Here is a 13517-nt window from a genome sequence, read left to right as displayed (position 1 = left end):
CACCTTTTTTATAAAATCCTAAAGCTCTATCTACTATAACAGACAGGAATGATTTTGGTATGCACTCCAATTAAGCTATACTAAGTCATGGGAGGATTACCAAATGAAATTAACCAGACTCACTGAACTTCGCAAACAAAAGAAATGGACGATGCAGGAAACGGCCGACCAGCTCGGCATCGCCAAAAGTACATATGCCGGTTATGAATCCGGATACCGCCAGCCTTCGCTGGATTCCCTGATCAAACTGGCCGATATCATGAACACCTCGATCGATTATCTATTGAACCGCACCGACGATCCCCGCTCTCCCGATGATCAAAAAATGGTTCTGTTGGACGATTCCAACCAGCCGCCGGATTGGGAAATCCGCATTGACGGTGCCGCCGCTACGGAAGATGAGCTTCACGATTTCCTGGCATTCGTAAGGACAAAACGTCAGCTCAGACAGTAATCAATCCATACTGACGATGCCGGGGCTTGTCATCTTATGCGTATCAAGAATACGGTTCAGTTCCAATTCTGTCAGCACCCCTTCTTCTAAACAGATATTCCTGATTGTCTGTCCTGTACGCAGGGCCTTTCGAGCAATTTCCGACGCTTTCTCATATCCGATATAAGGATTCAGTGCGGTAATGATACCGATACTGTTCTCTACATTGTTTTTCATCACCATATCATTCGCCTTAATATCTTTCACACAATAATCGGTGAATACTCCGAAACCGTTCTTCATGATTTTGATGGACTCCAACAAATTGAACACGAGCACCGGCTCCATGACGTTCAGCTGCAGCTGCCCTGCTTCTGAGGAGAGGCTGATCGTCTGATCATTGCCGATCACCTGGAAAGCGATCTGATTGATCACCTCTGCCATGACAGGGTTCACCTTCCCAGGCATGATGGAGGAACCAGGCTGGCGCGCCGGAAGATCGATTTCATTCAAACCGGCACGTGGACCGGAAGCCATTAATCGAAGATCGTTCGCAAGCTTGGACATGTTCAACATGCACGTCTTCAAGTAGCCGGAAATCTCCGTATATAAATCCGTGTTGGCTGTAGCGTCCACAAGGTTCTCCGCGGAAACAACCGGATAACCGCTGATGTCCCGCAGGCGGTCCACGACTTTGCTGACATAGGCAGGGTCGGCGTTCAACCCGGTACCGACCGCTGTCGCCCCTATATTAATTTCGTATAATTTCTCCAACGAACCGGAAATTCTTTCGATGTCCCGCCCGATCATTCTGCCGTAGCTGGCAAATTCCTGTCCGAGACGAATCGGAACAGCATCTTGTAAATGCGTCCGTCCCATCTTGATGACGGTATCAAACTCTTCCGCCTTCTCCATAAATACCACCTGCATACGGCGCATCGTATCAAGAAGCAGATCCAGCTGTGAAAGCACGGCCAGGTGAATCGTTGTTGGAAACGCATCGTTGGTGGACTGAGACATGTTCACGTGCGTATTCGGACTTAAAAATTTATAGTCGCCTTTTTCACGGCCCAGGATTTCCAAGGCCCGGTTGCTGATTACTTCGTTTGCATTCATGTTAATGGACGTACCTGCTCCACCCTGAATCGGATCGACGATGAAGTGATCGTGATGCTTCCCTTCAATAACCTCTGAAGCCGCCTTAATGATGGCGTCTCCCAAATGGGCGGACAAGCGCCCCGTGAAAACATTCGCTTCCGCCGCGGCCTTCTTCACCATGGATACGGAGGTGATGAGAGATTCATGGATTCTGTAACCTGTAATCGGGAAATTCTCGGATGCCCGCAGTGTCTGAATCCCGTAATAAGCGTCTGCCGGAATCTCTCTTTCTCCTAAGAAGTCTTTTTCTACTCGAGTTGTCTGTACTTTATACATGATGAAACCTCCTTCATTGTTTTATGAAATTCACAGCGAGATGTCGCAGCTGAACAGCGAATCGTCGCTTTCTTTCTCAATATCCAAATGGATGTTATCGATGACTTCCTGCATATTAACGTATTTTCCAAGATAGATCATCAATTTTGCAAGCAGAGCTTCCGTATTCATGTCTTGGGAAATGACGACCTGGTTTCGATCAATCTTCCTTCCCACTTCATACAAGTCGATGTCGATTCCTTCCTCCAAGCATTGCGTCGTCAGCACAACGACGACTCCGGCGTCGATCAAGGCCTTCACTTCTTCTGCCAGGTCGACTTCGTAGAATGGAATCCCCCCGCTGCCGAAACATTCGATGATGACACCCTTGTAGCTAGTAGAAATGAAGCGGAAAATCTCTCGGTTGATACCCGGATAGAGCTTCAGGACGAAGACATCCGTACACAACCTCGTCTCCAGCTCCAACCTACGTCCGCGTTCCGCGTCCAACGGCTTTGAATGGTAAGTGATGCGTGTATTATCAACATAGGCGACGTAAGGATAATTGACGCTCTCGAACGCGTGCTTACTTTTCGTCCTCATTTTCATCGCCCTCGTCCCCTTGATGACACGACTGTTGAAGACGATATACACCCCGGCCAGACCATCCGCTGCATAATGAACGGCATCCATCAAGTTCTGTTCTCCATCGGAATCGACCAGTGTCATTGGTATTTGTGAACCTGTCAGGACGACCGGCTTATCCAAATGCATCAGCATCGAATCGAGCGCTGCTGCCGTATAGGCCATTGTATCCGTGCCGTGGGTGATGACGAACCCGTCATAGTGGTCGTAATGGTCATGGATCATTGTCGCAAGCTTGACCCAATGATTCGGGTAAATATTTGTACTGTCCAAGTTCAAGGACACGATACAATCTACATCACACTGAAAGCGAAATTCGAGCCTCCCGACCATTTCCTCCGGACTCAGCCCCGGCGTGAGTCCCTGCTCGCTTTCGACCGAGGCAATGGTTCCGCCCGTACCGATAAGAAGAATTTTTTTCATTGATGAACACCCTTTCCCTGCTTCCTTTTTTTCTCTGTCATTTTGCTATATCAGATACATCCTCTTCCATATCCGTTTCTATTTCCGTTTCTGCTCCATCCGTATACCAGATGAATTTGCCTGTGTACCCGTAGATGATGACAAGCGCGATCGATACGAAGCTCATCCACATGAACGGCAGATAAGACAACGTCGACACACCGAGGATTCCCGCCATGAAAATCCCGTTATCCGACCAAGGCACCATTCCGGATGTCATCGTCCCGCCGACCTCCGTATTCCTTGATAGAACCCTGCGGTCGATATGTAGTCTGTCATAACTGCTTTCCATCAGCTTCGGTGTCAAAATCAGCGACACATACATCGCACAGCCGAAAATATTGGTGAACAACCCGGTAAAAATTGTTGATACAGAAAGGCTCCCGGCATTCTTGATCTTGTCCACGAACGTGTTCATGATGACGGTCAATACGCCCACCTTCTCCAGCATACCTCCGATACCAAGACCGAGAATGATGACCGCAATGGAGCCGAGCATCCCGCTTATTCCTCCCCTGTTCAGTAATTCATCGATGAATTCAGAGCCGGAACTGATCTGGAACCCATTGTAAGCTGTCTCAATGGATGACACGACATCCGCATTCTGAAACAATACGGCCCATATGATCCCGACCAATGCACCGAAGGAAATCGTCGGGATGGACGGCTTCTTCATGATCAACAATCCAATGACAATAACCGCGGGTGCAAGCATAAGCGGACTGATGTTGAAGGTATCATTCAAGGACGTCATGATCGATTGGACCCTGTCCAGATCGATATTGCTGCTGCCATGGTAGAACCCTGCTCCTGTAAAGAGAATAGCCGTAATGATAAACGCTGGTACATCAAGGTACAACATCGATTTCACGTGGGAAATGACGTTGACTTTCGACATCGATGCAGCCAACACCGTACTGTCTGAAAGCGGTGACAATTTATCTCCGAAATAAGCACCGGACAAGACTGCACCTGCTACTAACGGAAGCGGAAGCCCAAGCCCCTCACCGATTCCCATCATTGCAATCCCGGCGGTGCCGACAGTTCCCCAGGACGTTCCTGTGGAAAGAGATGTCAACGCACATATAATTAAAGTAGCTAATAAAAAGATAGAAGGATGAATGAAGTCAAGACCATAATAAATGATCGTTGGAACGACCCCTCCGGCAATCCACGTACCGATTAAAGCACCAACCGCCATCAAGATGATGACTGCTTCCAACCCGTTCGATATTCCTTTGATGATCGAACCCTGCAAGGAATCATACGTAAAACCCAATCTCAACCCAAGTAACATGACGATAAACCAACCGACAAACAGCGCCAGCTGAATCGGCAGTTCCAACAGCGCGGTAAACGAAAACACCACAGCCAGAAACGCAGCCAGCACACAACAGACTTCCAATAGAGACGGTAACCTTGCTTCCTTCATTGCAATCTCCTCCTATTTTCTTTTTAAAAACAAGCCAAGTACGCAATACGAGAACAATTTTCCTCATAATAACATAGGAATCTACTTTTTTGAATGCGTTTTTACGCATTTTGAGAATAATAAAGATTCTGGGATATTCTACAATAAAAAAAAGCCCTCCTGTCGCAGCGGCAGGAAGAGCCTTTTTGTCATATCTCTATCAGTGAACGGAATCGGACAAATCTTCTTCCGCTTCCTCTTGATTGGTATACCAGATGAATGTACCTGTGTATCCATATAGGATGACAAGCGCGATCGATACGAAACTCATCCACATGAATGGTAGATAGGATAACGTCGACACGCCAAGAATACCTGCCATGAAAATGCCGTTATCCGACCACGGTACCATTCCGGAGGTCATCGTCCCGCCGACCTCCGTGTTCCTCGATAAGACTCTCCGGTCGATTCGGAGCCTGTCATAACTTTTCTCCATCAGCTTCGGTGTCAGAATTAAGGAGACGTACATTGCACAACCGAATATATTCGTAAACAATCCGGCGAAAACCGTCGATACAGACAAGCTGCCCGCACTTCTGATTTTATCTACGAACGTATTCATGATGACTGTAAGGACGCCGACCTTCTCCAGCATGCCGCCGATACCAAGGCCCAGGATAATTACCGCGATGGATCCAAGCATGCCGCCGATACCACCCCTGTTCAGCAGTTCATCGATGAATTCGGATCCGGATTCAATTTGAAAGCCATTGTAGGCCGCATCGATCGAAGAAACCACATCCGCTCCCTGGAAGACCACCGCCCAAATGACTCCTACCAGCGCCCCGAAGGATATCGTAGGAATAGACGGTTTCTTCAAGATCAGCAAGCCGATGACGATCAATGCTGGCACGAACATGACAGGATTGATGGTGAACGTCTCATTCAAGGACGTCATAATCGACTGGACTCTGTCCAAATCTACATCTCCCGTCCCGTAATAAAAACCGGCAGCCGTAAACAGAATCGATGTAATGATGAATGCGGGCACATCCAGATAAAGCATCGACTTCACGTGCGAAATCACGTTAACCTTCGACATCGATGCCGCAAGGACGGTGCTGTCTGAAAGCGGTGATAATTTATCACCAAAGTAGGCCCCGGATAACACAGCACCCGCTACAAGTGGAAGCGGCAGTCCGAGTCCTTCCCCGATCCCCATCATTGCAATCCCCGCTGTACCGACCGTTCCCCAGGATGTTCCTGTGGATAGGGAGGTCAGTGCACATATAATTAATGTAGCTAATAGAAAAATAGAAGGGTGGATAAAGTCCAAGCCGTAATAAATGATTGTGGGAACGATCCCACCTGCAATCCAGGTACCAATCAAAGCACCGACCGCCATCAGGATGATGACTGCTTCCAACCCATTGGAAATCCCTTTGATCATGGAGTTCTGTAGAGAATCATACGTAAACCCTAAACGCAAACCTAGTAAAATGACAATGAACCACCCGACGAACAGTGCAAGCTGGATCGGCAGTTCAAACAGTGCCGTAAATGAAAATACGACAACCAGAAATGCAGCTAATACGAGAAATACTTCCAATAAAGACGGTAATCTTCCTTCCTTCACTTCAATCTCTCCCTATATCCTTTTCATATAATTTAAGTATTTTCTCATCATACCAACATAGAGAGCTTTTTTGAATACGATTTGTCATATTTGCTGACATTGGACAAGAAAAATTGTTCGGAATGAACACCTATCCGAGAGGCTTGAGGTGTAGAATCCACCCATTGCGGGTATATGAATAAACAAATGCTTCTTCAGGAGGTGACGCAGCATGGCAATGGATGTTCTGTGTGACGTGAAGAACTGTGTGCATAATGAAGACGGTCAGAAGTGTGGAGCAGAAACAATCTTCATCATCAGTGAATCAGGAAAAACCGCCTCGTCTCAAAACGAAACAGACTGCAAGACATTTGAAGCGAAGCACTAGACACATAACCGAATAGAAGGTATTCCTGGTAGCCGATGAGGGCTACTTTTTTTAGTTAAGACTGATAAAGATTATCGTTATCATGTTGTGCTTACAAACAAAATTTTGTAAAACAACCTCCCCCTCCCCCTCCAGCTCTATGGATATCGGAAAGACTACTTCCCTTTCCTCACAAATCGGCCGCCTCATGATTATTTGTTTATTCTTGTTTTATTTTGTTTATATAAAGGGGCCGTTTACGCGGCCGTCCCAAGGACCGCTTCTCCGGCCATTTCCGGGGATTAGTCCGGCCCTAGGCCATTATCGCAAACCGTCTCCCCTCATTTTTTTTTCGGCTATTTCGACGCAGGCTTGTATATGTATAATCGACTAACGGTACCTTAATGGTGTCTAAAGACAGAAGAAAAAAGCAGACATCCATGTCAAAAGATGTCCGCTCTGTTTTCTTATATATCGTACGGCTGGGGATCCCTTTTCGTAAAAGTATAGAGGCGCTTAAATCCTGCCTGTTTCGCCATGCTGACCGCGCTCTCCCAGTAATCTCCCGTTGTCTCCGGCTTGTGCGAGTCCGACCCGATTGTCAGGATCTCGCCGCCCACCTCTTTATAAAGCTTCAAAATATCCATCGTAGGAAAAGCCTCTCCGACTTTCTGGTTGGATAAGCCGGACGTATTGATTTCGATCCCGATGCCGCGATCGACCGCCTTCCGCAAAATTTTCCTTAACAATGCTTCGTAGTCGCGGAATGCGTATTTCTCTCCTGCCGTCCCGTCGTAGCGTTTCATCAAATCCAAGTGAGCGAGCACGTCTATATCGGCACCTTCGACAAGCGCGTACATTTCCTCGAAGTAGGCGCGGTAAGCCGCTTCCCGCTCCTTCTCCTGCAGGACTTTCCTAAGCTTCGTTTCTTCTATGTTGTGAACGGAACCGAGGATGAAATCGAGGTCTTTATCCCGTAAGACCTCCTCGTATTCCGCTTTCATCAAGTGCGGTTCGCATAATTCGATCCCTGCTTTGATGGTCAGCCTCCCCTCAAACTCCTCGCGGCATCTCTCTATCTCAGAAAAGTACCTCTCGAAGTCCATGTGTCCATATGTCGGCACATTCGGATTGACAGAGAAGTGTTCGGTAAAGCAAATCTCGTTAAACCCTTTATCCACTGCACTCGCACAAACGTCCTCCATCTCTGCCTTTGAATCAAACGAATGGTTCGTATGATGATGATAATCCGCTGCGTACATAATGCTTCCTCCTTGCCTTCTTCTAGTAAAAAAAGAAATAAGGTAACCCAGAAAAAGGTTACCTCATACAGGAACTTACTTCAACAGAGACTTGAAGTTATGAACGACGTTCTCTACGGTGAAACCGAACGCGGCGATCACTTCATCTCCAGGACCTGACGTGCCGAAAGTATCGACACTCATTACCAAGCCTTCGTCTCCTGCATACTCTCTCCAACCAAGCTTCGATCCCATCTCGACGACCAGCCGCTTTTTGATGGCCTTCGGAAGCACGTGCTCTTTGTACTCCGGCGCTTGTTTTTCAAACAGGTCCCATGACGGCATGCTGACGACCCGGACATACAGCCCTTCCGCTGCCAATTGTTCCTGCGCTTCCAAAGCCAAAGGCACTTCTGATCCAGCCGCTATCACAATCCCCGACGGTTCTCCAGTTGCTTCAGAGAGGATGTAGGCACCTCTTCTCACGCCGTCTGCTGCATGCGAATCCGTATGTTTAAGCGTTGGTACGCCCTGCCTTCCCAACACCAGCATCGTCGGCTGATCTTGCTGCTCTACGGCAATCTTCCAAGCTTCCTTCGTTTCATTTGCATCCGCCGGACGGAGGACACACAATCCCGGCATTGCCCGGAACGAGGCAAGCTGTTCGACCGGTTCATGCGTAGGTCCGTCCTGTCCTACCGCTACACTGTCATGGGTAAATACGTACGTGACCGGTATTCCCATGAGTGAGGCAAGCCGGACAGCGGGGCGCAGGTAATCCGAGAAAACGAAGAACGTACTGACAAATGGCCTTAAATGGTGCAGAGCGAGACCGTTGGCGATCGCTCCCATAGCGAATTCCCTGACACCAAAGCGGATGTTTCTACCCACGTAGTCGGAAGGAGTGAAGTCCGGGTACTTTTTCAATCGCGTCTTCGTTGAGGAATCTAAATCAGCAGACCCTCCGACAAATTCGGGCATTACATCAGCAAGTGCATTCAGCAGTTCTCCAGAAGCCGCTCTGGTAGCAAGCGTCTCCCCCTCTTCATAGGAAGGAAGCACCCGTGACCAGTCAACCGGGAGCCTGCCCGCCAGGAGCCTTTCTAATTCCACAGCCTGCTCCGGGAAGGCTTTTTTATATTCACTGAAGGTCGCTTCCCATTCCTGCTCCTTCGCTTTCCCTCTTTCTTTGATCGACCGAAAATCCTGGTAGACTTCTTCCGGAACGAAGAACTCCTCTTCATACTCCCACTTGTAGAATCGTTTCGTCCGCTCCACTTCTTCTTTCCCAAGCGGATCGCTGTGCGCATCGCTCGTTCCTTGAATACTGGATGCTCCGTAACCGATAATCGTTTTGATCTCGATAATCGTCGGCTTCTCCGTCTCCGCCTTCGCTTCCTCGATGGCACGCTCCACTGCCGAAATATCGTTGCCGTCTTCTACTTTAAGATAATGCCAATGACAGGAGGTGAACCTGCTTTCCACATCTTCCGAGAAAGAAAGGTCAACATCACCATCCAAGCTGACATCATTGGAATCATAGAGGACGATCAGGCGCCCAAGCCCTAAGTGACCTGCGAGAGACGCAGCTTCATAGGATACGCCTTCCATCAAGTCGCCGTCCCCGCAGATCGTGTACGTATAATGGTCGACAACCGGATATCCATCACGGTTGTAGGTTTCCGCCAGGTGCCTCTCCGCCAAGGCCAAACCGACACTTGCCGGTATTCCCTGACCGAGCGGCCCTGTCGTTACCTCTACTCCCGGAGTGATGCCGTATTCCGGGTGGCCGGGCGTTTTACTGCCAAGCTGCCGGAAATTTTTCAGATCATCGATCGATACCTCATATCCGGAAAGGTGAAGCAGGCTGTAAAGCAGTGTCGAGCCATGCCCTGCCGAGAGGACGAACCGGTCTCTATTGAACCAATTGGGGTTGTCCGGGTTTACGTTGAGGAAGTTCTTCCACAAGGCATAGGCCATAGGTGCAGCCCCCATCGGCATCCCAGGGTGACCATGGTCGGCTTTTTCTACACTATCGATATTCAACGTACGGATCGTATTGATGGACAACTCGGATACCTTATCTGTCGAAATGGACATGCTATCGCCTCCGTTATTTGAATTGGCACAAGATCAACTGGTTTTCTTCTTGAACGGGATGACCATAAGCGCCAGAATGACGACAAGACTGATGACAATAGCCAGCGGCCCGGCGTAGTTGGCAAGTGTTCCGAAGAAGATTCCACTCACACCGAAATCGGCATCCGAGAACGTCGTGTTGGCGAATCCAAGCTCTCCCAGGACCGGCAGCAGGAAGATCGGCAGAAACGAAATGATGATACCGTTTACAAAAGATCCCCCAACGGCTCCTCTTACCCCGCCTGTAGCATTACCGAACACGCCGGCAGCTGCTCCTGTGAAGAAGTGTGGAACGACGCCCGGAAGAATGATGGTACTTCCGACAAGTGCCATGACGACCATACTGAAGAGACCTCCGATGAAACTGGAGAAGAAGCCGATCAATACGGCATTCGGCGCGTACGTATAGACAATCGGAACGTCCAAGGCAGGCTTCGCATTAGGAACAAGCTTCGTAGAAATCCCTTTGAAAGCCGGGACGATTTCCGCAAGAACGAGACGTACTCCGGACAAAATGATGAATACACCAGCAGCAAAATTACCTGCCTGAATGAAAGAGAAGACAAGGAAGTTCGTGCCGTCGCTGAGTTCCGCTTCAATGAAAGACGGACCTGCTGCCAAAGCGACAATCAAATACATGACGACCATTGTAAGTGCAATACTTACCGTACTGTCCCGTAAGAAACCAAGACCTTTCGGAAAGTTGATTTTCTCTGTCGATGTGGACTTCTCTGATTTCAAGGCTTTCCCGACTAAGCCGCTGATTGCATAACCGACCGCACTGAAGTGACCTAATGCGACGTTATCGTTCCCTGTCAGCTCCCGCATGAACGGCTGAAGAATCGCAGGGGATAAGGTCATGATGATACCCAACGCAACCGCTCCGGCGGCGATTTGCGGAATCGTGTTGAAGCCGGCCACGGCCATGATGACGGCGAGCATACAAGCCATATATAACGTGTGATGCCCCGTCAGGAAAATGTATTTAAACCGGGTGAAACGGGCGATCAGAATATTTACAATCATTCCGAAGAACATGATAAGTGCTGTATTGGAACCATACTCATTTAAGGCAAGGGCTACAATCGCTTCATTATTCGGTACTACCCCGGAGACGTTGAACGCCTCCTGGAACATGGAGCCGAACGGTACCAAGGACGTTTCCAAAATACCGGCTCCCGCTGAGATGACGAGGAAACCGACGAATGTCTTCGTCGTTCCCTTCATCGTGTCTGACACGTTTTTCTTCTGGGCGACTAACCCGATCAAGGCAATCATAGCAACAAGAATCGCCGGTTGACTTAATATATCCACCAACACCGTCAGAAAGCTGTTCATTTTCTATCCTCCCCTTCCGCATGTTTCAACTGTGTTTATGCCAGGTTCTTCTCTTCGACGATCTGCTTCACTTTGTCACGCAGTTCATCCATATCAACGATGTTCTCCAGAACGACAACTTCTCCAAGATGCTGTCCGCCTTCTGCTATATCTTTAGCCAGGAAGAAGACATCCGCATCTCCGGGTGCTGCCGAGCTCAAATCCGAGTGTGACACTTCTACACCAGTAACCCCAAGCTCGCTCAAAATTTGATTAATATTCATTTCCACCATAAAACTCGTTCCCAGACCTGATCCACATACCGCTAAAAATTTCATTATAATTCCTCTCCTTCTTTTATAATCTCCATGATTTCTTCTTCACTTGCTGCATCCTTGATGGCCGCAAGCTTCGTATTATCACCAAGCAGCTTCGTTAAATGCGCCAGCGCCTTCAAGTGTGCTTCATTATCAATCGCAGCCAGACAGATGAACAGATCGATCGAATGCTCCGGCTTATCCAACAAAAGCACAGGCTCCCTCGTTCGGAGGAAGGACATACCGACTTCTTTCACTCCCGCATCGGGTCTCGCATGGGGAATCGCAATTCCCTTTCCGATGTGAATATAAGTCCCTATCTCTTCGACATTCTGAATCATGGCGTCGATGTATCGCTGTTCAATCTTCTCTGTATCAAGAAGCGGCTCTGCCGCCTTGGAGATGGCTGAACGCCAATCCAGTTTTTCATTTGTAAAATGGATCGTTTCTTTCGTTAATAGATCAGAAAGCAATGGCTTCTCCCACCTTTTCTCGGTATTTTTGAAGTACATGATTTCTATTAATTCGGAGACCAATTTCTTCTCATTCTTGATATCCGTATTCCTTCGGATGACTTCCATCACCTTTTCCAAAGGCACGCTGTTCTCGTGCAGCGAAGGAAACTCTTCCCTTACCGACTGGATCAAATGAGTCTTCTCCACCGATGACAACAGCGGCTTGACGAGGAACACAGGCTTGATGGAGGTCAACGCCACCGTGGAGAAAATCAAATCATAACTGGATGGCGGAACGCTCCCAATGGTGTCGGCTGTATGAGCCCGGGAGAATTGAACAGCCGGGAACATCTCCTTCAGCTGCGCCCGCAGCATGATCGAGGAACTAACCCCGTTGGAGCAGATGACCAACGCCTTGACATCCTCCGGATTCTCTCGTCTGTCCCTCTCCAGATAGCCTCCGAAATGGAGAGTGAAATATCCGATTTCCGCTTCGCTGATTTGTTTACCGGTCCATTCCGCCAGAGGCTTCAGCGACCTTCTCACAAACTGGAACAGCTCTCCATACTCCCCCTTGATCACTTCTTTCATCGGGTTGATCAGCGGAATATCGAACATAAGGCGGTAATAGGTCGGGACAAGGTGGTTGAACAGGCTTTGAATCAGGCTCGCTTTATTCTCGATGGGAAGAAGCGTATTCTTCTCAAATGCTGCAACGATTTTCTCTCCCATCTCCATGAGCAGCGGATGCGCATCACGGTTCACTTCTCCTTGTGAGGTCAACAGCTGAACAGCTGTAAAATAAACATCCTCCCCTGGACCTTCCGGAAACAGCTCAAAGGCTAACTCTTCCGCGGCCGGGTAAATACGCTCCTCTTCCAGCACCTTTTTTTCTTCGGACGTATAGAGAAGGTCGTCTTTCCTGCTTCGAGCCCGCATGAACACGAGATGATACACCATCTCCACCTTCCTGCTCCTCACAAGTCGGATTGTCTGCCACCGGTCTAAAAACGCTTCCATGATTGAAGTCGTTTCTTCGACCATCTCCTCCTTATGCCAGGCACCCAGAGTCCGGTCGATGATTTCTCTACCGAGCGGCTGAGAAAGTAAGTAATCCAGACAGTAGAGGGCGAAGCGCCGCTTGTCCATCTCGGAACCTTGGAGATGATACCCCTCCATCCGCTTGTAAACGAACTCCACATTCCATTCCAGGCACCATTCCCGAGCCTTCTTCACGTCGGCTAATGCCGTGTTTTTACTTACATTCAACAACAGTTGAAAATGGTAGCCGGATATCGGTTCCTGTTTGATGAACGCATAAAGATAGATCATCAGCGGACGATTCTCCTCTGAAATTATGAGATCGTTCCCATTAATATCCAACGGACCCCCGGAAGCTACGAATTCCTTCACCCGCTCATCCGCGACGATCCACTGATTTTCCATTTGTAGAGGCGGCAGATCCACGAAGGCCAGACTGTTATTCACTTTTTCTAAAAGGTAGTCGAATCTTCTTTCTGTCAAATCCAGTTCCAACATCATTTCAGGCTTCGTAATTTGCTTATACTTCATGATTCTCTCAAGAAACTGATAGGTTTTTTGATCAAGCAAAGCAAGTACCTCCGTTTCTAATTTAAATTATAAAACGCTTACATTATGATAACAACGCTATTCGAGCCCAACCTTTGTAGGAAGACTCCAC

11 protein-coding genes are annotated in these 13517 nt (G+C 48.4%); 2 read left to right on the top strand and 9 right to left on the bottom strand.

The genetic code is table 11. From position 1 onward, the window contains the following. Window positions 1-103 precede the first annotated feature (103 nt). On the top strand, window positions 104-454 hold the full coding sequence (locus QRD89_RS02430; protein WP_026578817.1) for a helix-turn-helix domain-containing protein: 351 nt from the start codon (window positions 104-106) through the stop codon (window positions 452-454). Here QRD89_RS02430 and aspA read toward each other — a convergent pair whose 3' ends face one another. The 4 genes from aspA to nhaC (QRD89_RS02410) form a co-directional block, all read right to left on the bottom strand. Further along, on the bottom strand, window positions 455-1867 hold the full coding sequence (aspA, locus tag QRD89_RS02425) for an aspartate ammonia-lyase (RefSeq protein WP_286096230.1): 1413 nt from the start codon (window positions 1865-1867) through the stop codon (window positions 455-457). It abuts the gene before it with no gap. A 30-nt stretch (window positions 1868-1897) separates the two neighbouring features. Then, window positions 1898-2914 carry an asparaginase gene (locus QRD89_RS02420; protein WP_026578819.1) on the bottom strand — a complete coding sequence of 339 codons (1017 nt, stop codon included), beginning with the start codon at window positions 2912-2914 and terminating at the stop codon, window positions 1898-1900. Window positions 2915-2951: 37 nt separating this feature from the next. Continuing rightward, complete coding sequence (gene nhaC, locus QRD89_RS02415; protein WP_286096229.1) at window positions 2952-4385, bottom strand: Na+/H+ antiporter NhaC; 1434 nt, start codon at window positions 4383-4385, stop codon at window positions 2952-2954. A gap of 199 nt (window positions 4386-4584) precedes the next feature. Then, window positions 4585-6000 (bottom strand): Na+/H+ antiporter NhaC, encoded by a 1416-nt coding sequence (nhaC, locus tag QRD89_RS02410; protein ID WP_008634379.1) that lies wholly within the window; start codon window positions 5998-6000, stop codon window positions 4585-4587. A 211-nt stretch (window positions 6001-6211) separates the two neighbouring features. Between nhaC (QRD89_RS02410) and QRD89_RS02405 the strand changes: the two genes are divergently transcribed. Further along, complete coding sequence (locus QRD89_RS02405) at window positions 6212-6367, top strand: DUF1540 domain-containing protein (RefSeq protein ID WP_008634378.1); 156 nt, start codon at window positions 6212-6214, stop codon at window positions 6365-6367. Window positions 6368-6813: 446 nt separating this feature from the next. Here QRD89_RS02405 and QRD89_RS02400 read toward each other — a convergent pair whose 3' ends face one another. From QRD89_RS02400 to QRD89_RS02380, 5 genes are all read right to left on the bottom strand, one after another. Continuing rightward, on the bottom strand, window positions 6814-7608 hold the full coding sequence (locus QRD89_RS02400; protein WP_062515665.1) for a histidinol-phosphatase HisJ family protein: 795 nt from the start codon (window positions 7606-7608) through the stop codon (window positions 6814-6816). A 75-nt stretch (window positions 7609-7683) separates the two neighbouring features. Next, window positions 7684-9687 carry a transketolase gene (gene tkt, locus QRD89_RS02395; RefSeq protein WP_286096228.1) on the bottom strand — a complete coding sequence of 668 codons (2004 nt, stop codon included), beginning with the start codon at window positions 9685-9687 and terminating at the stop codon, window positions 7684-7686. A gap of 33 nt (window positions 9688-9720) precedes the next feature. After that, window positions 9721-11064 (bottom strand): PTS ascorbate transporter subunit IIC, encoded by a 1344-nt coding sequence (gene ulaA, locus QRD89_RS02390; protein WP_008634374.1) that lies wholly within the window; start codon window positions 11062-11064, stop codon window positions 9721-9723. A 35-nt stretch (window positions 11065-11099) separates the two neighbouring features. Further along, window positions 11100-11381, bottom strand: coding sequence for a PTS sugar transporter subunit IIB (locus QRD89_RS02385; RefSeq protein ID WP_008634373.1), 282 nt, complete (start codon window positions 11379-11381; stop codon window positions 11100-11102). Then, entirely contained in the window at window positions 11381-13426 is a 2046-nt protein-coding gene (locus QRD89_RS02380; RefSeq protein WP_286096227.1) for a BglG family transcription antiterminator, read from the bottom strand. The genes QRD89_RS02385 and QRD89_RS02380 overlap by 1 nt, the downstream gene beginning before the upstream one ends. Window positions 13427-13517: the final 91 nt, after the last annotated feature.

The sequence above is a fragment of the Halobacillus sp. ACCC02827 genome (assembly GCF_030291935.1).
Taxonomy (GTDB): Bacteria; Bacillota; Bacilli; order Bacillales; family Halobacillaceae; genus Halobacillus.
This window is presented reverse-complemented; position numbering and strand designations above follow the sequence as displayed.